Genomic DNA, 21,783 nt, shown 5'->3' on the forward strand with positions numbered 1-21,783 from the left:
GTCCAGGGTGGACAGGTTTTCTTATCTCACATGGAGTGATTGCAATGAACAGCCCTGAAAAGATTCTGCGTCACGGTCGAGTGATTACCCCTGCCAGTCGCGGTTCCACGGCGATTGAGCTGAAGTTGTTGGGGGTGTCCGAGGTCAATGAAATGGAAGGCGGCAAGAACTTTCCAGACACGGTCGCCGGCCCCGTACCTGCGCCTTATCAAGACGATGTACAAAGTACAGTACCCCCGGCAGACGGCTATATCCTCAGTGGCGGTCGGCAGGATAAGCGTGATTGTGTCAACTTTACCAATGCTGAAATGAGCGCCAAGCTCGGCCATGAATTTAAATGGCCATTGCTGAACGTGACACCAGGGCAAAACTTCAAGGTCGAGTGGACTTACACGGCGCCACACCTCACCCGCGGTTATCGCTGGTTTATTACCAAGGATGGCTGGGACGAGAGTAAGCGCATCACCCGCGCGCAACTTGAAACCACGCCCTTTGCCGATGACATTTATCCCTATGTGCCGCGCTGGGCCCATACGGACAAACTCGTGGCCAAGGTCGAGCACGAGGTCAAGCTACCGGCCAACAAAAAAGGCCATCACGTAATCGTGCTGCTGTGGCTGGTCGCTGACACCGGCAACGCCTTTTACCAGGCTTTCGACGTCAACTTCCAGTAACCCGCCTCACTGGCTCTCGCGCGCCAGCAGCTCACGCTTGCGCTCCACGCCCCAGCGGTAACCCGAGAGGTTGCCGTCGCTGCGCACCACCCGGTGACACGGGATGGCCACAGCCAGGGCATTGGCCGCGCAAGCCTGGGCCACCGCGCGCACCGCCCTGGGAGAGCCGATGCGCTGAGCGATCTCGGCATAACTGGCTGTACTGCCAGCCGGGATCGCCCGCAGCGCCTGCCAGACTCGCTCCTGGAACGCCGTGCCGCGCAGGTCCAGCGGCAGGTCCAGGCCGATGCCCGGCGCTTCGATAAAGCCCACGACCCTCGCCACCAGGGTTTCGAACCCGGCGTCGCCGCCGATCAGGTTGGCCTTGGGGAATTTGTCCTGCAGGTCATTGAGCAGCGCCTGCGGATCGTCACCGAGCAGTATTGCGCAAATCCCCCGTTCACTCTGCGCCACCAGAATTGCCCCCAAGGAGCACTGGCCGATGGCAAAGCGGATTTTAGTGTTGGCACCGCCGTCGCGATAGGCCCCCGGGGTCATGCCCAGGCGCGCGTTGCTCGATTCGTAGAAGCGGCTGTTGGAATTGAACCCGGCCTCGTACAGGGCATCGGTCACCGTTGCCGCCCGCTGCAACTGCGTGCGTACCTTGTGCGCGCGGTGGGCCGAGGCATAGGCCTTGGGCGTCAGCCCGGTCACGGCCTTGAACACCCGGTGAAAGTGGAAAGGGCTCAGGTTCAATTGCTCGGCCAGCTGGTTCAGGCTCGGCGCCGGGTCGGCGTTTTCGATCAAAGCGCAGGCGCGGGTGACCTGGGCCCGGTGCTGTTCGGCAACGTGGGTCTGGTCGGCGCCGCGGCGCTTGCTTGGCCGGTACCCGGCGGCTTCGGCTTGTTCGGCGCTGTCGAAAAATTCGACGTTGTCGATGCGCGGCAGGCGCGAGCTACTGCTCGCCCGGCAGTACACGCCGGTGGTGCGCACGGCATAGACGAAGGCCTGGTCAGCGGCCGGGTCGCGGGCCAGAATGGCCTGCCAGCGTGGGTCGGATTCGCTGATCCGTGGTTTGCCTGTACTCATGACGGGGTGCTCCTGGCGTTGATCGATGGGTTCAGGCTACGGCTTTGGCGCTGCGGAAAAACTCCGGGTCTTGCGTTCAAACTCGAGTGGCCGGCACTCGCCACAGGTACCAGGCGGCCACGGTCCGGTAGGGGCTCCAGTGCTTGCCCAGGTCGATCATCTGCCGGCGTGTCGGTTGCCCTTGCAGGCCCTGCAAGCGGCGGTAGCCCTCGCGCACGCCGAAGTCGTCGGCCGGCAGGATGTCCATGCGCTCCAGGGTGTAGATCAGCAACATCTCGACGGTCCAGCGGCCCACGCCACGCAGGCTCACCAGGCGTTCGATCAGTGCCTCGTCTTCAAGCATCAGAGCCTGCTGATAGTCCGGCACCAGGCCGTCGAGGCGCGCCCGTGCGATGCCCTGGATGGTTGCCAGTTTGCTCGCTGAAAAGCCGCAGGCGCGCAATTGCTCCGGGGTGGTCGCCAACACCTGCTCGGGGCTGGGAAAGGCGCTGCCCGGGTAGAGCGCCAGAAAGCGCGCGAGGATCGCATCGCCGGCCTTGGCATGCAGTTGCTGATAGGCGATAGCCCGCACCAGTGCCTGATACGGGTCACGGGTGGGTTTGGGCTGGTGCAGGCACGGGCCAATCGCCTCGATGTGCGCAGCCCACTGTGGGTCGAGTGCGGCGAGGCAGGTTTGTGCCTCGGTATAGAACGCGTGCGTGCTCATCAGGCTTCCAGTGCCTTGGCCACTTGTTCCAGCGCCTGCTTGAGTTCGGCGCGGCTGCCAGCGGCCGACAGGCTGATACGGATTGCCGCCAGCTCATGCTGTTTTACCGCGAACACCTCGCCTGGCACCACCGCCACGCCATGGGCCCGGCAGGCCTCGGCCAAGCGCGCGGCGCTGAGCCCGGCCTTGACCCAGATGTGCGGCGACGGCAGGCGGCTATTTAGCAGGTGGCCACTGAGCACCTTGCACGCCAGGCGCCAGCGCTGGGTGATTTCCTCGCGCTGCCAGGCCAGGCGCCTTTGTGCGGTGCCATCGGCGATCCAGCGGCAGGCGATCTGCAGGTTCAGCGGCGACACCTGCCAGTGAGTGGCCTGGGCATGCGGATCAATCTGTTCCAACACTAGCGGGTCAGCCACAATCCAGCCCAGGCGCAGGCCGGCGCCCACAGTTTTCGACAGGCTGCTGATCAACAGGCCGCGCTCACCGAGCATTCGCCATAGCGGTGGTTGGTCGGTGAGCGCGCCGTAGACATCATCTTCGATCACCAGCAGGTCATGGCGCTCGACCACCTCGGCAATCGCCTGCTGGCGGGCGCTGCTCATGCACGCACCCGTTGGGTTGTGCAGGCTCGGGGTCAGGACCATGACCCGCGCGCCGGTGGCCCTGGCGATCCGGTCGAGGTCGTCGGCAACAATGCCCTGATCGTCCAGGGCGATGCCATGCAACGGCAGGCGCAATTGCCGGCAGGCGGCCTTGATGCCGGGGGCGGTAAGGGCCTCGACCAGCACTGTTTCACCCGGCTGGCACAGCGACAGCAACACCGTGAACAAACCCTGCTGGGCGCCGCCGCACAGCAGCAATTGCCGCTCGTTCAATTGCAAACCGCGGTTGGCCAGCCAGGCGGCGCCGTGCACGCGAGCGCGCAGCAACTCTTCGGCGCTCAGGTAGTGATCCAGGCAAGCCGCCAGCCCCTGCTCAAGCAGCGCCTGCAAAGTGTTTTCGCTGTCGCGGTTGGCCGGCTCGATCACCGGCACGTTGGTCGACAGGTCGATCAGGCTCGATTGCACGTCGCGTTGCTTGAGGCGAAACAGCGTGGCCTCCTTGCTGCCAGCCAGCACATAGGTGCCACGGCCGACTTCACCGGAAACCAAATGGCGTGCCGCCGCCTCACGGTAGGCCTGCTGGGTGGTGCTCGGGTTGAGCCCCAGGTTCCAGGCCAGGCGCCGTTGTGGCGGCAGGCGTTCGCCGACTTTCAGCTCGCCGCGTTCGATGGCAATGGCTATTGCATCGACCAGGGCCAGGTAGCGCGGCTGGGCATCGTCGCAGAGGGTAGGGGTCCACATTTATTGTTGGCCATGCAATATAGGAATTTACCCATACAATGCGCGGCGACTAGGATCAGGTCAAATCCGATCCTGCCGAGGTGTTCCATGTTCGACCTGCCAGCCCTGCGCGAAGCTGCCCGCCTGGTTCATGCCAGCGTACCCGCCACCCCTCAGTACGCCTGGCCGCGCCTGGCCGAGCGGCTGGGCTGCGAAGTCTGGGTCAAGCATGAAAACCATGCCCCGACCGGCGCCTTCAAGGTGCGCGGCGGGTTGATGTATGTGCAGTGGCTGCGGGCACAAAAGCCGGCGGTGCGCGGCCTGGTCACCGCCACCCGTGGCAACCACGGCCAGAGCATGGCCCTGGCTGCGGGCAATGCCGGGCTGCCGATCATCATCGTTGTGCCCGAGGGCAACTCGCTGGAAAAGAACGCGGCGATGCGCGCTTTGGGCGCCCAACTGATCGAGCACGGCGCCGACTTTGACCAGGCCCGCGAAGAGGCCGCACGCCTGGCCCAGTTGCATGGTTACGAAAGCGTTCCACCGTTTCACCCCGAGTTGATCCGTGGCGTCGCCACCTACGCGCTGGAGCTGCTGGAAGCCGTGCGCGAGCTGGATTGCATCTACGTGCCGATCGGCATGGGCTCGGGCATCTGCGGGTTGATCCAGGCGCGCAACCTGCTGGGCCTGCGCACCGAGATCGTCGGCGTGGTCTCCAGCGCCGCCGACGCCTTTGCCCAGAGCCTGGAGCAGGGCCGCATCGTCACCACCGCCACGGCCAACACCTTCGCCGATGGCATGGCCTGCCGCATGCCGTTGCCCGAAGCCTTTGAAATCATCCGCCAGCATGCCGCGCGCATTGTGCGCGTCAGCGACGAAGAAGTGGCCCGGGCCATGCGCATCTACCACGAAGACACCCACAACACCGCCGAAGGCGCAGGCGCCGCCGGGCTTGCCGCACTGATCCAGGAGCGCGAGCGCCAGCAGGGGCGCAAGGTGGCGGTGATCCTCAGCGGGGCGAACATTGACCGGCAGCGGTATGCGCAGGTGCTGGCGGGCGATTGAAAAATCCTGAATTGAAGCATTGGAAAAAGTGCTATCTTATTTTGATAGCATTTTCCGATGAACAATCGATATCGAAAGATCCTCGACAGCGTCTTCCGCACCCCGACCAGCGCCAGCCTGGTGTTTACCGACATCGAGGCGCTGGTGCTGTACCTGGGCGGGCAAGTGCAGGAACGTGAGGGTTCCAGGGTCAAGTTGATCCTGGGTGGTCAGCTCTGGCGCTGTCACCGGCCGCACCCGGGCAAAGAGGCCAAGCGATATCAGGTGGAAGAAGCCCGCGAGTTTCTTCTACGGGCAGGAGTTCAACCATGAACACTATGAACTACAAGGGCTACACCGCCCGAGTCGAATACGACCCACGGGACGATATTTTCGTCGGACGTGTCCTGGGGGTGCGTGACATCATCAGCTTTCACGCCAGCGCCGTCAGGCAGTTGCACGAGGCGTTTCACTTGGCCCTGGATGACTACCTGGCCGATTGCGCCGAGCGTGGGGTCAAGCCGGAAAAACCCGCTTCCGGCAAGGTCATGCTGCGTATCAGGCCAGAAGTCCATGCTGCGGCGACCATCGCCGCTCAATCGGCAGGCAAGAGCCTCAACCAATGGGCCGATGAAGTTTTCGAGCGCGCAGCACAGGCCTGAATAAAGGCAATTTCTTCCAATACAGTTCAGCAGAAAACCGTTTTAATAGCGCCTGCCATCAACCGCGGTTACGGAACGTCGATGCCTTTTTCAAACGGATTTCTGCTGAGTTTGTCGCTGTGCCTGGATATCGGCATTGCCAATATCGCCATGATCACCCTGGCCATGCAGCGGGGTTTTTTGCAGGGTTTCTGGCTGGGGCTGGGTACCTGTGTCGGTGACCTGTTGTATGCCATTGCGGCGCTGGCCGGGATGACCGTGCTGCTGCAATTTGAAACGGTGCGCTGGGTGCTGTGGCTGGGCGGCTCGGTGTTGCTGGTATGGTTTGCCATCAAGATGCTGCTGGCGGCGCTGCGCGGCAACACCCATCTGCAGACCCCCGGCGCAGTGGTGATCGAATCGGGCTGGCGCGAGTTCCTGCGCGGGATCTTCCTGGCCATGTCCTCGCCCAGCGCCATCCTCTGGTTTGCCGCGGTCGGCGGGGTGCTGATTTCCCGTTCAGGGGGCGGCAGCCTGCTTGAGGCCGGGCTGTTTCTTAGCGGTTTTTTTGCCGCCGGGCTGATCTGGTGCCTGTCGTTGTGCGGTATTGCCAGTCATGGCGGGCGCCTGCTGGGTGACCGCCTGCTGACCTGGTCGTACCTGCTGTCGGCGGGCATCTTCTGTTACTTTGCCGGCTACGTGATCCTTTCCGGTTACCGCGAGTTCATCCTTGCCGTGCCTGCGGCTACCCCGGGTCTATAATGATTCGGGACACCGGTGCGCAGGTGCCGTCAGGCAGGAGGATCTTCGATGAAAGGTCTGGATGCAAAAAAGATGACGAAGAAAAAACCACTGAAAACCGCCAAGGAAAAACACGCCGCCAAACGCGCCAAGCGCTCCGGCGACAGTTTTCTTGCGCAGTAACGCCAAGAGCTCCGCAAGGGGCTCTTTTTTTAGTCCCGAAATTGAGGTTGCTGGGTTATCCATTTCCCTAGCCTGTCGATTTCAACCACTGCCATTCGACCATCTGTGAACGCGCCGAGTCATCCGGCGCCCTATCGCACAGAGGACACGACCATGAACAGTGCCGCCGAGAACGAAATCCGCCAACTCATCGAGCAGTGGCTTCCCGCCGTACGCGCGCGTGATGTCGAGGCCATTACCGCGCCTTACGCCGAGAACATTCGCGCCTTCGATGCCATCCAGCAATTGCAGTTCCAGGGCAAGGCCGCCTATCGCGCCCACTGGCAGGCCTGCATGGATCACTGCCCCGGTGAGATGATCTTCGAAATCGAGCAACTGCAGATCCACGCCACGCCGGAACTGGCCCTGGCCCATTGGCTCAACCGCTGTGGTCCGGCCAGCAGCGAAGGCGGTGAGGATCAAGGCTGCTATATGCGCGCGACCGTTGGCTACCAGCGCATCGACGGGCAGTGGAAGGTGATTCATGAGCATTGGTCGGCACCGTTCGACATGGAATCCGGTGCCGCGCTGTTCTCGCTCAAGCCTTGAGCTGAAAACCCCGAAAGTTATGCCGAATCGCGCTTTTCAAGGCGGTGCGAACTGCCGCCATAGTATCCCCAGCGGTGGAGACGACGATGAAATACCTGTGCCTGGTCTACTGTGATGAAAGTCTGCTGCACAGCCTGCCTGAAAGCCCGGCCGACGCCGAGTGCATGGCCTATGCCGAGTCGGTCCAGGGCAGCGGCCGGATGCTCGCCGCCGAGGCGCTCAAGCCGGTGCAGACCGCGACCACCGTGCGTGTACGCGGCGGGCAGATGAGCCTGACCGACGGCCCGTTCGCCGAAACCAAGGAGCAACTGGCCGGCTTCTATCTGGTCGATGCCCGCGACCTCAATGAGGCGTTGAACATTGCCAAGGGCATTCCCGCAGCGCGAGTCGGCAGTGTCGAGGTGCGGCCGGTGCGCGACTTGCAACCCTGAACCCGAGGAGCACAACACGATGAGCCTTTTACACCCCGAGCCGCCCAAGGCGCAGCATGAGTTGTCGTTGACGCGCCTGATCGATGCGCCGCGGCGCAAGGTGTTTCGCGCCTGGACCGAGCCACAACTGCTGGCCCAGTGGTGGGGGCCCAACGGCATGACCACGCCGGAATGCGAAATGCAGCTGTGGGTGGGCGGCTTGTTTCGTACGGTGATGCGTGCCCCGGACGGCAGCGAATACCCGAACCAGGGCGTGTTTCTGGAGATCGTGCCGCCGGCGCGGATCGTCTTCACCGATGCCTTCGGTCCGGGTTGGGTGCCGTCGAACAAGGCGTTCATGACCGCCGTGGTGACCTTTGACGACGTCCACGGCAAGACCCAGTACACCGCCCGCGCCTGGCACTGGAGTGCCGCCGATTGCCAGGCCCATGAAGAGATGGGCTTTCACCGGGGCTGGGGTGAGAGCCTGGATCGCCTGGTGGCGCTGGTGACCACGCAGATGCCCGACTGATGGCAGCGCTGGCACAGGTACGGGCGCAACTGGAGGCCGTCTACCGTCAGGAGTCGCGGCGCATCCTGGCGACGCTGATTCGCTTGTTGGGCGACTTCGATCTGGCCGAAGAGGCCATGCACGAGGCGTTTTTCATTGCCGTGGAGCGCTGGCAACGCGACGGCATTCCGGCAAGCCCGCGAGCCTGGCTGGTGTCTACCGGGCGTTTCAAGGCCATCGACAGCCTGCGCCGGCGTGCGCGCTTCGACCGTTCCCAGGTGCAGTTGATGCAGGCACTGGAGGCGCAAGAGGAGGTTCAGGTGAATGACGAAGAACTGGAGGACGACCGCCTGCGCCTGATCTTCACCTGTTGTCACCCGGCGCTGGCCGCCGATGCCCAGGTGCCGCTGACCTTGCGCGAAGTCTGTGACCTGACCACCGAAGAAATCGCCCGCGCCTTTTTGCAGAGCCCGGCGACCATCGCCCAGCGCATCGTGCGGGCCAAGGCCAAGATCCGCGATGCGCGCATACCGTACCAGGTGCCGTCGCTGGCCGAGCTGCCGGAGCGCCTTGATAGCGTATTGCGGGTGATCTACCTGGTGTTCAACGAAGGCTATTCGGCGTCGTCGGGGGAGAGCCTGATGCGCCACGACCTGAGCGATGAAGCGATCCGCCTGGGGCGTTTGCTCCAGCAGCTGCTGCCTGACCCGGAGGTGCTCGGGCTGTTGGCCTTGATGCTTTTGCAGGCCTCGCGGCAACAGGCGCGCAGCGACGCCGAGGGGGAGTTGGTACTGCTTGATGAGCAAGACCGCAGCCTGTGGAACCGTGCATTTATAGCTGAAGGTTGCCAGTTGGTGCAGCAAGCTCTGCGCAGTCAGCAGTTTGGTGTGTATAGCCTGCAGGCAGCGATAGCGGCCGTGCACGCTGAAGCTGCCAGTGCCGAGGCAACGGACTGGGATGAAATCGTCGGTTTGTACAATGTGCTGCTGCAGCGCTGGCCGTCACCGGTGATCGAGCTCAACCGCGCAGCGGCTCTGGCCCGGCGCGATGGCGCCGAGGCGGGGCTGGCGGCAGTGGAGGCAATTCTGGCCCGTGGCCAGTTGCAGGATTATCACCTGGCCCATTCGGCCCGCGCCGAACTGTGCCGCCAGTTGGGCCGCCTGGATCACGCCCGCGAGGCCTATCGCAGTGCCCTCGAGCTGACCCGTCAGGGCCCCGAGCGGCGCTTTATCGAGCGCCGCCTGGCCGAGTTGTAGGCATCAGCCGATGGTGATAGGCGGCGGGCTGACCAGCTCGACGGTCTGCTGTTTGCGCGGGGCGAGGATCTCGGCCTCGCCATCGACCACCAGTTCGTCGTTCTGGTTGAACACACGGGTGGCGATGCGCACCTTGAACTTCGGCAGTTTCTCGAGGATTTCCAGGCGCACGGTCAGGGTGTCGCCGAACTTGACCGGCTTCTGGAAGCTCATGGTCTGGCCCAGGTAGATGGTGCCCGGGCCGGGCAGCTCGCAGGCCACTGCGGCGCTGATCAGCGCACCGCTGAACATGCCGTGGGCGATGCGCTCCTTGAACATGCTCTTGGCGGCGAACTCGGCATCCAGGTGCACCGGGTTGTGGTCACCGGACATCGCCGCGAACAGCTGGATGTCACGTTCTTCGACGGTTTTGCTGAAGCTGGCGGTCTGGCCGACTTCAAGGGCTTCGTACGGGGTGTTGGTGACCTGGGTCATGCTTGGCTTTCCTTCTGGCGTGCGGGTCGGCCGATCATTCGCTGCGGGCGGGGCGGCCAATGGCCAGGGCCTGCTCCAGCCAGTCGATGATGGCGGCCGTGACCTCGTCACGGTTGGTTTCGTTGAGCAGCTCATGCCGCGCCTGGGGGTAGAGCTGCAACTGCACATGCTGATTGCCGGCCAGGCGCAAGGCACCGGCCAGATCCTTGAGACGCTTGCCGGCACTGACCGGATCACATTCGCCGCCCATCACCAGGATCGGCAGGTTCGGATCGATCTGCGTCAGGTTGCGTGGCTGGCTGATTTGCTCAAGGCCCATCAGCAAGTCGATCCACAAACGGTTGCTGCAGCGAAAGCCGCACAACGGGTCGGCAGCATACTTGTCGACTTCGTCGTTGTCGCGGCTGAGCCAGTCGAACGCCGTGCGGTTGGGCTTGAAGGCCTTGTTGAACGAGCCGAACGACAGCCACTCGATCAGCGCGCTATGGCCCAGCGGGCCCTGGCGCCAGGCTTCGAAGCGGGCGATCAGGCAGGCGGTGCGGTACAGCGCGGGCGGTTGGAAGTTCGAGCCGCTGAGAATCGCGCCCTGCAGGCTGGCGCCGTGGTGCATCAGGTAGGCCTGGGCAATGTAGCTGCCCATGCTGTGGCCAAACAGGAACACCGGGGTGCCCGGAAACTGCTGGCCGATGTGCTGGCTGAGCAGGGCCAGGTCGTTGACCACGCTGTTCCAGCCATTGTGTCGGGCGAACAGGCCTAAAGTGCCAAGCTCGGCGGTGCGTCCATGGCCGCGCTGGTCGTGGGCGAGCAGGGCATAGCCGGCATTGCTCAGGGCCTCGCCCAGGCGTTGGTAGCGCCCGGCGTGCTCGGCCATGCCGTGGGCCAGCAGCACCACCGCCTTGATCGGCGAGGCCGGCAGCCATTGATAAACGTAGAGGCTGCAGTGATCGCTGGCCGGGAGCCAGAACGCGTCGTGGTGCATGGCGGGTCCTTGTGCGCGCAACTCGGTAAGTCAGCACAGTGTATAACCCAGGGACAGGATCGCAGGGTCATCAGCAATAAGATTCACAATGTTAATGACAGCGCTTGGCGTATTTGCCACCTGCGACATACCTGCTAACGTCGGCAGAGCACCTTCTTCGCCAAGCAGGCAAGGGGGCCGGATCGGCTCAGGTATGAGGACAATAATAGATGCAAGCTGATTTCTGGAATGACAAGCGCCCGGCAGGGGTTCCTTCGCAAATTGACATAAATGCTTACAAGTCAGTGGTCGAAGTATTCGAACGCTCCTGCAAGAAGTTTGCTGACCGCCCGGCGTTCAGCAACCTCGGGGTCACCCTGAGCTACGCCGAACTCGAACGCTATTCTGCGGCCTTTGCCGCTTACCTGCAGCAGCACACCGACCTGGTGCCGGGCGACCGCATCGCGGTACAGATGCCCAACGTGCTGCAGTACCCCATCGCGGTGTTCGGCGCCTTGCGCGCCGGCCTGATCGTGGTCAACACCAACCCGCTGTACACCGCCCGCGAAATGCGCCACCAGTTCAAGGACTCCGGCGCCCGGGCGCTGGTGTACCTGAACATGTTCGGCAAGCTGGTGCAGGAGGTGCTGCCCGACACCGGCATCGAGTTCCTCATCGAGGCGAAGATGGGCGACATGCTGCCGACGGCCAAGGGCTGGCTGGTCAACACCATCGTCAGCAAGGTCAAGAAGATGGTCCCGGACTACCGCCTGCCGCAGGCGGTGCCATTCAAGAGCGCCCTGGCCCAGGGCCGCGGCCAGGCGCTCAAGCCGGTTGCGCTGGGCCTCGATGACATCGCCGTGCTGCAATACACCGGCGGCACCACGGGCCTGGCCAAGGGCGCGATGCTGACCCACGGCAACCTGGTGGCGAACATGCTCCAGGTGCTGGCGTGTTTCTCCCAGCACGGTGCCGATGGCCAGCGCCTGATCAAGGACGGGCAGGAGGTGATGATCGCGCCGCTGCCGCTCTACCATATCTATGCCTTTACCGCGAACTGCATGTGCATGATGGTTACCGGCAACCATAACGTGCTGATCACCAACCCGCGCGACATCGCCGGCTTTGTCAAAGAGCTGAAGAAGTGGAAGTTCTCCGGGCTGCTCGGGCTCAACACCCTGTTCGTCGCGCTGATGAACCACCCAGAGTTCAAGAACCTCGACTTCTCGGCGCTGAAGGTCACCAACTCCGGCGGTACCGCATTGGTCAGCGCCACCGCCGAGCGCTGGGAGAGCATCACCGGTTGCCGCATTGTCGAAGGCTACGGCCTGACCGAGACCTCGCCGGTAGCCAGCACCAACCCTTACGGCCAGCTGGCACGCCTGGGCACCGTGGGCATTCCGGTGCCGGGCACGGCGTTCAAGGTGATTGACGATGCAGGTGTCGAGCAGCCCTTCGGCGAGCGCGGCGAGTTGTGCATCAAGGGCCCGCAAGTGATGAAGGGTTACTGGCAGCACCCCGAGGCGACGGCCGAGGCGCTGGACAGCGAAGGCTGGTTCAAGACCGGCGACATTGCCGTGATCGACCCGGACGGCTTTACCCGCATCGTCGACCGCAAGAAGGACATGATCATCGTCTCGGGCTTCAACGTGTACCCCAACGAGATCGAAGAAGTGGTGATGAGCCATCCGCAAGTGGCCAGTTGCGCGGTGATCGGCATCCCCGACGAGCGTTCGGGCGAGGCGGTGAAGCTGTTCGTGGTGCCGCGCGAGGGCGGGGTAAGCCTTGAAGAGCTGAAGGCTTACTGCAAGGCCAACTTCACCGGCTACAAGGTGCCCAAGCATATTGTCTTGCGCGAGTCGCTGCCGATGACGGCAGTGGGCAAGATTCTGCGCAGGGAGCTTCGGGATATAGCCTGAGGGAACTGGAAGCTGCAAGCTGCAAGCTGCAAGCCCGGCCAGCTTGTAGCTTGTAGCTTGTGGCTTGAAGCTTTAGAATCTTTACTCTAAAAATGACTACGTGATTATCAAGAGTCATTTCCGTGACTGTCTGGGCTACTTTAGCTCTAGGCGGCCCTTGGCAAAGCTGCTACTCTCGGCCCGCTTCTGATTATCAGGTTTGCAATAAACCGTAATCTTATATCAATAATAATCGCATCGACTGCGGTGAAGAATTCGCTGTTGCTGGAGGAGTGGGCTTCCATGATCGAAAACTTTTGGAAGGATAAGTACCCAGCCGGGATTGCCTCGCAAATCAATCCTGATGAGTATCCGAATATTCAGGCGGTATTGAAGCAGTCTTGCCAGCGCTTTGCCGATAAACCGGCCTTTAGCAACCTGGGCAAAACCATTACATACGGCGAGTTGTATGAGTTGTCGGGGGCGTTTGCCGCTTACCTGCAACAGCATACCGACCTGCAGCCGGGTGATCGTATTGCCGTGCAGCTGCCCAACGTTCTGCAATACCCCGTTGCCGTGTTCGGTGCCCTGCGTGCGGGCCTGATCGTGGTCAACACCAACCCGTTGTATACCGCGCGGGAATTGGAACACCAGTTCAATGATTCCGGCGCCAAGGCGCTGGTCTGCCTGGCAAACATGGCGCACCTGGCCGAAAAGGTAGTGCCCAAGACCCAGGTCAAACACGTTATTGTCACCGAAGTGGCCGACCTCTTGCCACCGGTTAAACGCCTGTTGATCAACAGCGTGATCAAGTACGTGAAGAAAATGGTCCCGGCGTACAACCTGCCCAAGGCGGTCAAGTTCAACGACGCCTTGAGCAAGGGCCGTGGCCAGACCTTTCAGGAAGCCAATCCAGACCGCCATGACGTCGCCGTGTTGCAGTACACCGGTGGCACTACCGGGGTGGCCAAGGGCGCGATGCTGACCCACCGCAACCTGGTCGCCAACATGCTGCAATGCCGGGCGCTGATGGGCTCGGACCTCAATGAAGGTTGCGAGATCCTGATCACGCCGTTGCCGCTGTATCACATCTATGCCTTCACCTTTCATTGCATGGCAATGATGCTGATCGGCAGCCACAACATCCTGATCAGCAACCCGCGCGACTTGCCGGCGATGGTCAAGGAACTGGGCAAGTGGAAGTTCAGCGGCTTTGTCGGCCTTAATACCTTGTTCGTGGCCCTGTGCAACAACGAGAATTTCCGCAAGCTGGATTTCTCTGGCCTGAAGATCACCCTGTCGGGCGGCATGGCCCTGCAGATGAGCGTCGCCGAGCGCTGGAAGGCAATCACCGGCTGCGCCATCTGCGAAGGTTACGGCATGACCGAGACCAGCCCGGTGGCGGCGGTCAACCCGGCCGAGCAGAACCAGATCGGCACCATCGGCATTCCGGTGCCCTCGACCCTGTGCAAGATCATCGACGACGCCGGTGTTGAACTGGCCCTGGGCGAAGTCGGCGAGCTGTGCGTGAAAGGGCCGCAGGTAATGAAGGGCTACTGGCAGCGCGAAGACGCCACCAACGAGATCCTCGACAGTGACGGCTGGCTGAAGACCGGTGACATCGCCCTGATCCAGACCGACGGCTACATGCGCATTGTCGATCGCAAGAAAGACATGATCCTGGTCTCCGGTTTCAACGTCTATCCGAATGAGCTTGAGGACGTGCTGGCGGCGTTGCCAGGCGTGCTGCAGTGCGCGGCCATCGGTGTGCCGGATGAAAAATCCGGTGAAGTGATCAAGATCTTCATCGTGGTCAAGCCGGGCATGACCGTGACCAAGGAGCAGGTGATGGAGCACATGCGTGCAAACGTCACCGGCTACAAGGTGCCGCGTTTCATCGAGTTCCGCGATGCGCTGCCGACCACCAACGTCGGCAAGATCCTGCGCCGTGAACTGCGTGATGAAGAACTGAAGAAGCTGGGCCTGAAGAAGATCGCCTGAGTCAAGGCGAGCGCTTCGCGCTCGATCGCTGGCAAGCCAGCTCCCACCATCGATCCTGTGGGAGCTGGCTTGCCAGCGATGCTTTCAGCGCAGTTTTTCAAGCATCTGGTAATACCACATCCCCGCCGCCAGTAACGGATTGCCCAGCACATCGCCCATCGGCACCTTGATGTGTTTGCAGCCGGCAAAGGTATCGAATTTCTCCAGCGTCCCGGTCAGTGCTTCGGCCATTATCTCGCCCATGATATGGCTGGTGGCGATGCCGTGCCCGGAATAGCCCTGGCAGTACCAGACGTTGTCCGAGAGCTTGCCCAGCTGCGGAATGCGGTTGACCACGATGCCCATCGCGCAACTCCACTGGAACTCGATCGGCACGCCCTTGAGCGCCGGAAAGGTGCGCTCGATGCACGGCCGCAGTTCGCCGGCGATATCCCGTGAATCGCGCCCGGAATAGTTGGCGCCACCACCGAACAGCAGGCGACCATCGGCGGTCAGCCGGTAGTAGTCGAGGACGAAGCGGCAGTCGTACACCGCAAGATCCTGCGGGTTGATCTGCGCGGCCAGTTCACCCAGCGGCGCAGTAGTGACGATGCCGCCCATGGCCGGGAAGATCTTGCCCTTGAGCTGGCGTTTTTCCAGTTTGTGATAGACGTCGCCGGCCAACAGAATCTGCTTGGCCTCGACCCGGCCGTGGGCCGTCACCACTGCCGGCTGCTCGCCATGGATGATGTCCAGCACTTCGGAGTTCTCGAAGATCAGTGCGCCCAGGCTGTGTGCGGCGCGGGCTTCGCCCAGGCACAGGTTGAGCGGGTGCAGGTGCAGGTTGCGCCGGTTCTTCAAGGCGCCGAGGTACAGCGGGCTTTGCAGGTGTTCGCGCATGGCGTTCTGGCCCAGCAGCTCGACCTGGTCGCCCATGCCGCGGCGCTCGGCCTCGGCGGCGAAGGCGCGCAGTTCGCCCATGTGCGAGTCTTTCATCGCCGCGTGCAGGTGGCCGCGCTTGAGGTCGCAGTCGATGCCGTAGCGCTCGACCCTTTGCTCGATGATCTGGTGGCCGCGCCAGCGCAGGTGCCAGATAAAATCATCGACGTCATCGCCGAGCTTGTCGCGCATCTGTTTGCGCATCGCTTCATCGCCCGAGAGGCTGCCGGTGACCTGGCCGCCGTTGCGCCCGCTGGCGCCCCAGCCGATGCGGTTGGTTTCAACGATGGCGACTTTCAGGCCGCGCTCGGCCAGTTCCACGGCGCTGGCGACACCGGTAAAGCCGCCGCCAATGATTGCCACGTCGACTTTCACCGTGCCCTTGAGGGTCGGGTACTGGGTGGTGTCGTTGAGGCTGTCGGTGTAGTACGAGGCGCTGCGTTGGGCAGGGCCGGCGTTTACGGCTGCATTCATAACAAAATCCTTGGTGCAAAAATAAAGGGTCAGGCCTGGCTCAGGTACCAGCGCCAGTCCTGTTCGCCGACTTCGGCCATGAACTGGCGGTACTCGGCGCGCTTGACCGCCAGGTACACGCCGAGGAACTCGGCGCCCAGGGCTTCGCGGGCCCAGCTTGAACGCTCAAGCGCAGTCAACGAGGTCAGCCAGTCGGTGGGCAGCAGTTCGCTGGCCTGGGCGTAGCCATTGCCCTCGACCGGCGCGCCCGGGTCGAGTTGCTGGCGGATGCCGTGATGCAGGCTGGCGAGAATCGCTGCTGCGGCCAGGTAAGGGTTGGCATCGGCGCCGCAGATGCGGTGCTCGATGTGCCGGCTGTTGGCCGGGCCGCCGGGCACGCGCAGGCTGACGGTACGGTTGTCGACGCCCCAGGTCGGCGCCAGCGGCGCATAGCTGTTGGCCTGGAAGCGGCGGTAGGAGTTGGCGTTGGGGCAGAACAGCAGCAGCGAATCGAGCAGCAGCGTGAGCATGCCGGCCACCGACTGGCGCAGCAGCGGCGTACCGGCTTTGTCTTCGCTGGCGTAGAGGTTGTTGCCCTGGGCATCGGCCAGGCTCACGTGCATGTGCATGCCAGTGCCGGCCAGGTGATCGAACGGCTTGGCCATGAAGCAGGCCTGCATCCCGTGCTTGTGCGCCACGCCCTTGACCAGGCGCTTGTAGCGCACCGCCTGGTCCATGGCCAGCAGCGCATCGCCATGCTCGAGGGTGATTTCCACCTGGCCCGGGGCGTATTCGGAAATCGCCGTGCGCGCTGGAATGCCCTGGGTCTTGCAGGCCGCGTAGAGGTCGGCGAGAAACGGCTCGATCTGCTCCAGCTCACGCAGGCCGTAGACCTGAGTGCCACGCGGGCGCCCGCCGTCGCGGTCCAAGGCCGGTTGCGGGCGGCCATGGCTGTCACGTTGCTGGTCGAGCAGATAGAACTCCAGCTCGCAGGCCATCACCGGGTAGTAACCGTCGGCCTTGAGCGCATCGATGACCTTGACCAGCAGGTGGCGCGGGTCGGCGACAGTCGCCGGCAGGCCTTCGCTGGGGTGCATGCTGACTTGTACTGCAGCGGTGGGAATCTGCCGCCACGGCAGGCGCACCAGGCTGTTTTCCAGCGGGTAGGCGCGGCAATCGATATCGCCGACATCCCAGACCAGGCCTGAGTTTTCCACATCGTCGCCGTTGAGGGTCAAACCGAGGATGGTGCTGGGCAATGGCCGCCCGCTTTCGTACACCGCCAGCAGCTCTTCGCGGTGCAGCAGCTTGCCGCGTGGTACGCCGTTGGCGTCGAGGATGAACAGCTCGATCATCTCGATATCGGGGTTGGCGGCCAGGAACGTTCGGGCCTGCTCGATAGGGGCAAAGTGCATGGTGTGCTCGCTCGCGCCCTCAGGCGCACAGGACTGTCTAGCCGGTCAGGCGGCAGTCTTCGACAAGGAAGGTCGGCCAGAAGCTGGCCGCACGGTTCAGTGCAGAGCGAGGCGGGCGTCCGGTGGGCGGGCATGGCGGCAGTGCCACAAAGCCCAGAAGGCGAGAATGATGTGTACCAGCGGATTTTCCCCGCAGCGCGCCCGCACCTTCGGGAACGAAGGGCGCAGCAGCAGGCGGGGCAAACCGGTAGACGAAGTCATGCCTGGATACTCCCATGCCGGGGAAGGTTCATTAAATCAGCCTTTGGGTAACTTCAGATAAGCCGCGGCTAAACAATCGTCCGCCCGCCCGCAACCGTGCCGAGCGTCGGCAAATCTGCGACAATCGCAGCCCTTGAAAAGCCGATCATGCAAAAGCAGGCTCACCTGCACGACTAAAAAGCCCCCATGACTGACCACGCGATTGATCAACTGCTGAAAAACCTCGACCACGCCATGATTGCCGAGCGCCACCGTCTGCGCCGGCAGTTGCACGAGCTGCGCAAGCGCCCGGATGAGGCCAGGCTTGCGCAATGGGTCGACAAGGTCCAGGCCTCCTGCGCCCAGGTCACCGCGCGCAAGGCCAGTGTGCCGAGCATCCGTTACGACGACAGCCTGCCGATTGCGGCCAAGCGTGACGAGATCAAGAAGGTTCTGGCCGAGCATCAGGTGCTGATCATCGCCGGCGAAACCGGCTCGGGCAAAACCACCCAGCTGCCGAAGATCTGCCTGGAACTGGGCCGCGGCCAGCACGGCCTGATCGCCCATACCCAGCCCCGGCGGATTGCCGCGCGCAGCGTTGCCACCCGGGTCGCCGAAGAACTCGGTACGCCGCTGGGGGCGCTGGTCGGCTACCAGGTGCGCTTCGAAGACCAGAGCGACGCCAATACCCTGGTCAAGCTGATGACCGACGGTATCCTGCTGGCCGAAACCCAGCACGACCGCTTTCTCGAGCGCTACGACACCATCATTGTCGACGAAGCCCACGAGCGCAGCCTTAACATCGATTTTCTGCTCGGTTACCTCAAGACCCTGCTGCCGCGTCGCCCCGATCTCAAGGTCATCATCACCTCGGCGACCATTGACCTTGAGCGCTTCTCCAAGCATTTCAACGATGCGCCGATCATCGAGGTGTCGGGCCGCACCTACCCGGTGGAAACCTGGTACCGGCCGGTAACCCGCGAGCAGGACGAGGAGGGCAACCGCGTCGAGGACGACCTCACCGTCGACCAGGCGATCCTCGCCACCCTCGACGAGATTGCCGCCTTTGAGCGCAGCCAGGGCAAGGGCCCGGGCGATGTGCTGGTGTTTCTGCCCGGCGAGCGCGAGATTCGCGACGCTGCCGAGATGCTGCGCAAGGCGCAGTTGCGCCACACCGAAATCCTGCCGCTGTACGCACGCCTGTCGCCGGCCGAGCAGCAGAAGATTTTCCAGTCCCATCCGGGGCGGCGTGTGGTGCTGGCCACCAACGTTGCCGAAACCTCGCTGACGGTGCCGGGCATCCGCTATGTGATCGATAGCGGCACCGCGCGCATCAGCCGCTACAGCTACCGGGCCAAAGTTCAGCGCCTGCCGATCGAAGCGGTGTCCCAGGCCAGCGCCAACCAGCGCAAGGGCCGCTGCGGGCGGGTCGAGCCGGGCATCTGCGTGCGCCTGTACAGCGAAGAAGACTTCAATGCGCGGCCGGCCTTTACCGACCCTGAGATCCTGCGTACCAACCTGGCGGCAGTCATCCTGCAGATGCTGCACCTGCGCCTGGGCGATATTGACGCCTTCCCGTTCATCGAGCCGCCGGACGGCAAGGCCATCAGCGACGGCTTCAACCTGTTGCAGGAGCTCTCGGCGGTCAACCGCGAGAACCAGCTCACGCCCCTGGGCCGCCAGTTGGCGCGCCTGCCGGTGGACCCGCGGCTGGGCCGCATGCTGCTCGAAGGCGCCAAGCAGGGCAGCCTCAATGAGCTGTTGATCGTCGCCAGTGCGCTGTCGGTGCAAGACCCGCGCGAGCGGCCGCCGGAGCGCCAGCAAGCGGCGGACCAGGCCCATGCACAATGGAAAGACGCCGACTCCGACTTCGCCGCGCTGGTCAACCTGTGGCGTGGCTTTGAAGAGCAACGCCAGGCCCTGACCGCCAGCCCGCTGCGCAACTGGTGCCGGAAGAATTTCCTCAACTACCTGCGCCTGCGCGAATGGCGCGATGCTCACCGTCAGCTCAGCCTGATCTGCCGCGACCTGCAGTTGAGCATCAATAAAGAGCCCGCCGACTACCCGCGCCTGCACAAGGCGATCCTCTGCGGTCTGCTCAGCCAGATCGGCCAGAAGAGCGAAGACGGTGACTACCTCGGCGCCCGCCAACGGCGCTTCTGGGTGCACCCCTCGTCCGGCCTAGGCAAGAAGCGTCCGCAATGGTTGATGACCGCCGAGCTGGTGGAAACCACCAAGCTCTATGCGCGCATGGTGGCCAAGATCGATTCGGACTGGATCGAGCCGCTGGCCGGGCACCTGATCAAGAAAAACCACTTCGAACCGCACTGGGAGAAGAAGCGCGGCCAGGTGGTGGCCTTCGAGCAGGTCACCCTCTATGGCCTGATCGTGGTTGGCCGGCGGCCGGTGCATTACGGCCCGGTCGACCCGGTAATGTCGCGCGAGCTGTTTATCCGCGAGGCCCTGGTCGGCGGCGAGATCCAGTCCAAGGCCAGGTGCCTGACCGCCAACCGGCGCTTGCTTGAGCAACTCGACGAGCTGGAAGCCAAGGCCCGCCGGCGCGACATCCTCGCCGATGAAGAAACCCTGTACGGCTTCTATGAGGCGCGGCTGCCGGCCGAGATCCACCAGACCGCAACCTTCGACAGCTGGTACCGGGTCAACAGCCAGAAAGACCCGCAGTTGCTGATCATGCGCGAGGAAGACGTGCTGGCCCGCGAGGCCAGTGAGGTCACCGCCGCGCAGTACCCGGACACCCTGCGCCTGGGCGACCTGAGCTTGGCCCTGAGTTACCACTTCGAGCCAAACCATCCGCGCGACGGCGTTACCGTGCGGGTGCCGGCGCCGCTGTTGCCGAGCCTGCCGGGCGAACGCCTGGAGTGGCTGGTGCCGGGCCTGCTGGAAGCCAAGTGCATCGCCCTGGTGCGCAACCTGCCCAAGGCCTTGCGCAAGAATTTCGTGCCGGTGCCGGACTTCGTCAAGGCCGCCCTGCAGCGCATGAGCTTCGCTGAATGTTCGTTGCCCCAGGCGCTTGGCCGCGAGTTGCTGCGCATGACCGGTGCGCGGGTCAGCGACGAAGCCTGGGCCGAAGCTGCGGCCCAGGTCGACAGCCACCTGAAGATGAACCTGGAAGTGGTCGATGGCCAGGGCAAGTTCCTCGGTGAAGGCCGTGACCTGGCCGAGCTGACCGCGCGCTTTGCCGCGGCCAGCCAGGCCGCGCTGGCGGTCCCGCAAACCGCGCAAAGCCAGCAGCCGGTGCAGGCCAAGGCCTTCACCCAGGTGGCCGAGACTGCGCAACAAAAGTTTGCCGGGCTGTCGATGACGGTCTATCCGGCGCTGGTGGAAGAAAACGGCACGGTCAAGGAAGGGCGCTTCTCGACCCAGGCTGAAGCCGAGTTCCAGCACCGCCGAGCCTTGCAGCGCCTGCTGCTGCAACAACTGGCGGAGCCGGCCAAGTTTTTGCGCGGCAAGCTGCCGGGGCTGACCGAGCTGGGTTTGCTGTACCGCGAGCTGGGTCGGGTCGAGGCGCTGGTCGAGGACATTCTGCTGGCCAGCCTCGACAGTTGCATCCTTGAAGGCGAGGCCACGCTGCCACGCGATGGCGCCGGCCTGGCCTCGCTGGCCGAGCGCAAGCGCGGCAGCTGGGCCGAGCACGCCGAGCGTCTGGCTCGCCTGACCCTGGAAGTCCTCAAGCTCTGGCATGGCCTGCAAAAGCGCTTCAAGGGCAAGATCGACCTGGCCCAGGCCGTGGCCCTCAACGACATCAAGCAGCAACTGGGCAACCTGGTCTACCCCGGCTTTGTCCGCGAAACCCCGGGGCTGTGGCTCAAGGAGCTGCCGCGCTACCTCAAGGCGATCGAGTTGCGTCTTGAGAAGCTTGGCGCCCAGGTGCAGAAGGACCGGGTCTGGAGCGGCGAGCTGGGCAACCTCTGGAGCCAGTACCAGACCCGCCTGGACAAGCACCTGCAGGAAGGCAAGCGCGACGAGCAGCTGCAGCTGTACCGCTGGTGGCTGGAGGAATACCGGGTGTCGTTGTTCGCCCAGCAGTTGGGCACCAAGGTCCCGGTTTCCGACAAACGACTGAGCAAGCAGTGGAGTCAGGTGGAAGCCTAAACCCCTGCAGTTGTGGCACACTTGACCGATATACGCCGCGCATCCCGGAATAACCTGCCGGGCCTGCGCGGCTCACGCATGCAGCACTGCGCAGTGGCCCGCAAGCTGGGGGCATTGCCAGTCAAAGTTGGTACTTTGGTGCCAACTCAAACCGACCGAACAGGCCGTT

20 protein-coding genes are annotated in these 21,783 nt (G+C 63.3%); 12 read left to right on the forward strand and 8 right to left on the reverse strand.

The window, feature by feature from the left end:
* Positions 1 to 44 precede the first annotated feature (44 nt).
* Positions 45 to 674: a lytic polysaccharide monooxygenase auxiliary activity family 9 protein gene (locus ACZ9A3_RS03735; RefSeq protein WP_093386084.1), complete on the forward strand. Its 630-nt coding sequence runs from the start codon at positions 45 to 47 to the stop codon at positions 672 to 674.
* A 6-nt stretch (positions 675 to 680) separates the two neighbouring features.
* Here the strand turns inward: ACZ9A3_RS03735 and ada are convergent, their stop codons facing one another.
* The 3 genes from ada to ACZ9A3_RS03750 all read right to left on the reverse strand — a co-directional run bounded on the left by ada (position 681) and on the right by ACZ9A3_RS03750 (position 3,791).
* On the reverse strand, positions 681 to 1,742 hold the full coding sequence (gene ada / locus ACZ9A3_RS03740; RefSeq protein WP_093386079.1) for a bifunctional DNA-binding transcriptional regulator/O6-methylguanine-DNA methyltransferase Ada: 1,062 nt from the start codon (positions 1,740 to 1,742) through the stop codon (positions 681 to 683).
* 76 nt (positions 1,743 to 1,818) lie between these two features.
* Positions 1,819 to 2,448, reverse strand: a complete 630-nt coding sequence (locus tag ACZ9A3_RS03745) for a DNA-3-methyladenine glycosylase family protein (RefSeq protein WP_093386074.1) — start codon at positions 2,446 to 2,448, stop codon at positions 1,819 to 1,821.
* Positions 2,448 to 3,791, reverse strand: coding sequence for an aminotransferase-like domain-containing protein (locus ACZ9A3_RS03750; RefSeq protein WP_476252154.1), 1,344 nt, complete (start codon positions 3,789 to 3,791; stop codon positions 2,448 to 2,450). The genes ACZ9A3_RS03745 and ACZ9A3_RS03750 overlap by 1 nt, the downstream gene beginning before the upstream one ends.
* 87 nt (positions 3,792 to 3,878) lie before the next feature.
* Here ACZ9A3_RS03750 and ACZ9A3_RS03755 point away from each other — a divergent pair, with 87 nt between their 5' ends.
* The 8 genes from ACZ9A3_RS03755 to ACZ9A3_RS03790 all read left to right on the forward strand — a co-directional run bounded on the left by ACZ9A3_RS03755 (position 3,879) and on the right by ACZ9A3_RS03790 (position 9,144).
* Positions 3,879 to 4,835, forward strand: coding sequence for a threonine dehydratase (locus ACZ9A3_RS03755; RefSeq protein ID WP_195885913.1), 957 nt, complete (start codon positions 3,879 to 3,881; stop codon positions 4,833 to 4,835).
* Positions 4,836 to 4,892: 57 nt separating this feature from the next.
* A complete protein-coding gene (locus ACZ9A3_RS03760) occupies positions 4,893 to 5,147 on the forward strand; it encodes a type II toxin-antitoxin system HicA family toxin (RefSeq protein WP_213602109.1) in 255 nt (84 codons plus the stop codon).
* Complete coding sequence (locus ACZ9A3_RS03765) at positions 5,144 to 5,476, forward strand: type II toxin-antitoxin system HicB family antitoxin (RefSeq protein ID WP_195885914.1); 333 nt, start codon at positions 5,144 to 5,146, stop codon at positions 5,474 to 5,476. Before ACZ9A3_RS03760 ends, ACZ9A3_RS03765 begins: the two co-directional genes overlap by 4 nt.
* Before the next feature lie 81 nt (positions 5,477 to 5,557).
* Positions 5,558 to 6,217: a LysE family translocator gene (locus ACZ9A3_RS03770; RefSeq protein WP_195885915.1), complete on the forward strand. Its 660-nt coding sequence runs from the start codon at positions 5,558 to 5,560 to the stop codon at positions 6,215 to 6,217.
* A gap of 315 nt (positions 6,218 to 6,532) precedes the next feature.
* Positions 6,533 to 6,967 (forward strand): YybH family protein, encoded by a 435-nt coding sequence (locus tag ACZ9A3_RS03775; protein WP_045193423.1) that lies wholly within the window; start codon positions 6,533 to 6,535, stop codon positions 6,965 to 6,967.
* A gap of 86 nt (positions 6,968 to 7,053) precedes the next feature.
* Positions 7,054 to 7,398: a YciI family protein gene (locus ACZ9A3_RS03780; RefSeq protein WP_045193422.1), complete on the forward strand. Its 345-nt coding sequence runs from the start codon at positions 7,054 to 7,056 to the stop codon at positions 7,396 to 7,398.
* Positions 7,399 to 7,417: 19 nt separating this feature from the next.
* Positions 7,418 to 7,909, forward strand: coding sequence for an SRPBCC family protein (locus ACZ9A3_RS03785; protein WP_045193421.1), 492 nt, complete (start codon positions 7,418 to 7,420; stop codon positions 7,907 to 7,909).
* On the forward strand, positions 7,909 to 9,144 hold the full coding sequence (locus ACZ9A3_RS03790) for an RNA polymerase sigma factor (protein ID WP_093386051.1): 1,236 nt from the start codon (positions 7,909 to 7,911) through the stop codon (positions 9,142 to 9,144). Before ACZ9A3_RS03785 ends, ACZ9A3_RS03790 begins: the two co-directional genes overlap by 1 nt.
* A 3-nt stretch (positions 9,145 to 9,147) precedes the next feature.
* On the opposite strand, the gene ACZ9A3_RS03795 is transcribed toward ACZ9A3_RS03790, so the two are convergent.
* Positions 9,148 to 9,618 carry a MaoC family dehydratase gene (locus ACZ9A3_RS03795; RefSeq protein WP_045187560.1) on the reverse strand — a complete coding sequence of 157 codons (471 nt, stop codon included), beginning with the start codon at positions 9,616 to 9,618 and terminating at the stop codon, positions 9,148 to 9,150.
* 34 nt (positions 9,619 to 9,652) lie between these two features.
* A complete protein-coding gene (locus ACZ9A3_RS03800; protein ID WP_045193418.1) occupies positions 9,653 to 10,597 on the reverse strand; it encodes an alpha/beta hydrolase in 945 nt (314 codons plus the stop codon).
* A 209-nt stretch (positions 10,598 to 10,806) separates the two neighbouring features.
* On the opposite strand from ACZ9A3_RS03800, the gene fadD2 reads away from it, so the two are divergent.
* Positions 10,807 to 12,495, forward strand: coding sequence for a long-chain-fatty-acid--CoA ligase FadD2 (gene fadD2, locus ACZ9A3_RS03805; protein WP_045193417.1), 1,689 nt, complete (start codon positions 10,807 to 10,809; stop codon positions 12,493 to 12,495).
* A gap of 282 nt (positions 12,496 to 12,777) precedes the next feature.
* Positions 12,778 to 14,475: a long-chain-fatty-acid--CoA ligase FadD1 gene (gene fadD1 / locus ACZ9A3_RS03810; protein ID WP_093386044.1), complete on the forward strand. Its 1,698-nt coding sequence runs from the start codon at positions 12,778 to 12,780 to the stop codon at positions 14,473 to 14,475.
* 84 nt (positions 14,476 to 14,559) lie between these two features.
* Here the strand turns inward: fadD1 and ACZ9A3_RS03815 are convergent, their stop codons facing one another.
* From ACZ9A3_RS03815 to ACZ9A3_RS03825, 3 genes are all read right to left on the reverse strand, one after another.
* Positions 14,560 to 15,867: an NAD(P)/FAD-dependent oxidoreductase gene (locus ACZ9A3_RS03815; RefSeq protein WP_476252155.1), complete on the reverse strand. Its 1,308-nt coding sequence runs from the start codon at positions 15,865 to 15,867 to the stop codon at positions 14,560 to 14,562.
* A gap of 29 nt (positions 15,868 to 15,896) precedes the next feature.
* A complete protein-coding gene (locus tag ACZ9A3_RS03820; protein WP_476252156.1) occupies positions 15,897 to 17,261 on the reverse strand; it encodes a glutamine synthetase family protein in 1,365 nt (454 codons plus the stop codon).
* 96 nt (positions 17,262 to 17,357) lie between these two features.
* Positions 17,358 to 17,522 (reverse strand): hypothetical protein, encoded by a 165-nt coding sequence (locus ACZ9A3_RS03825; RefSeq protein WP_213602103.1) that lies wholly within the window; start codon positions 17,520 to 17,522, stop codon positions 17,358 to 17,360.
* 186 nt (positions 17,523 to 17,708) lie between these two features.
* On the opposite strand from ACZ9A3_RS03825, the gene hrpA reads away from it, so the two are divergent.
* Positions 17,709 to 21,614 (forward strand): ATP-dependent RNA helicase HrpA, encoded by a 3,906-nt coding sequence (hrpA, locus tag ACZ9A3_RS03830; RefSeq protein WP_476252157.1) that lies wholly within the window; start codon positions 17,709 to 17,711, stop codon positions 21,612 to 21,614.
* Positions 21,615 to 21,783: the final 169 nt, after the last annotated feature.

The organism is Pseudomonas sp. TE4620 (assembly GCF_056279045.1).

Excerpts from the sequence above, each read along its gene's own strand:
- ACZ9A3_RS03735 (WP_093386084.1), top strand. The coding sequence starts at position 45 with ATGAACAGCCCTGAAAAGATTCTGCGTCACGGTCGAGTGATTACCCCT.
- ada (WP_093386079.1), bottom strand. The coding sequence starts at position 1,742 with ATGAGTACAGGCAAACCACGGATCAGCGAATCCGACCCACGCTGGCAG.
- ACZ9A3_RS03745 (WP_093386074.1), bottom strand. The coding sequence starts at position 2,448 with ATGAGCACGCACGCGTTCTATACCGAGGCACAAACCTGCCTCGCCGCA.
- ACZ9A3_RS03750 (WP_476252154.1), bottom strand. The coding sequence starts at position 3,791 with ATGTGGACCCCTACCCTCTGCGACGATGCCCAGCCGCGCTACCTGGCC.
- ACZ9A3_RS03755 (WP_195885913.1), top strand. The coding sequence starts at position 3,879 with ATGTTCGACCTGCCAGCCCTGCGCGAAGCTGCCCGCCTGGTTCATGCC.
- ACZ9A3_RS03760 (WP_213602109.1), top strand. The coding sequence starts at position 4,893 with ATGAACAATCGATATCGAAAGATCCTCGACAGCGTCTTCCGCACCCCG.
- ACZ9A3_RS03765 (WP_195885914.1), top strand. The coding sequence starts at position 5,144 with ATGAACACTATGAACTACAAGGGCTACACCGCCCGAGTCGAATACGAC.
- ACZ9A3_RS03770 (WP_195885915.1), top strand. The coding sequence starts at position 5,558 with ATGCCTTTTTCAAACGGATTTCTGCTGAGTTTGTCGCTGTGCCTGGAT.
- ACZ9A3_RS03775 (WP_045193423.1), top strand. The coding sequence starts at position 6,533 with ATGAACAGTGCCGCCGAGAACGAAATCCGCCAACTCATCGAGCAGTGG.
- ACZ9A3_RS03780 (WP_045193422.1), top strand. The coding sequence starts at position 7,054 with ATGAAATACCTGTGCCTGGTCTACTGTGATGAAAGTCTGCTGCACAGC.
- ACZ9A3_RS03785 (WP_045193421.1), top strand. The coding sequence starts at position 7,418 with ATGAGCCTTTTACACCCCGAGCCGCCCAAGGCGCAGCATGAGTTGTCG.
- ACZ9A3_RS03790 (WP_093386051.1), top strand. The coding sequence starts at position 7,909 with ATGGCAGCGCTGGCACAGGTACGGGCGCAACTGGAGGCCGTCTACCGT.
- ACZ9A3_RS03795 (WP_045187560.1), bottom strand. The coding sequence starts at position 9,618 with ATGACCCAGGTCACCAACACCCCGTACGAAGCCCTTGAAGTCGGCCAG.
- ACZ9A3_RS03800 (WP_045193418.1), bottom strand. The coding sequence starts at position 10,597 with ATGCACCACGACGCGTTCTGGCTCCCGGCCAGCGATCACTGCAGCCTC.
- fadD2 (WP_045193417.1), top strand. The coding sequence starts at position 10,807 with ATGCAAGCTGATTTCTGGAATGACAAGCGCCCGGCAGGGGTTCCTTCG.
- fadD1 (WP_093386044.1), top strand. The coding sequence starts at position 12,778 with ATGATCGAAAACTTTTGGAAGGATAAGTACCCAGCCGGGATTGCCTCG.
- ACZ9A3_RS03815 (WP_476252155.1), bottom strand. The coding sequence starts at position 15,867 with ATGAATGCAGCCGTAAACGCCGGCCCTGCCCAACGCAGCGCCTCGTAC.
- ACZ9A3_RS03820 (WP_476252156.1), bottom strand. The coding sequence starts at position 17,261 with ATGCACTTTGCCCCTATCGAGCAGGCCCGAACGTTCCTGGCCGCCAAC.
- ACZ9A3_RS03825 (WP_213602103.1), bottom strand. The coding sequence starts at position 17,522 with ATGACTTCGTCTACCGGTTTGCCCCGCCTGCTGCTGCGCCCTTCGTTC.
- hrpA (WP_476252157.1), top strand. The coding sequence starts at position 17,709 with ATGACTGACCACGCGATTGATCAACTGCTGAAAAACCTCGACCACGCC.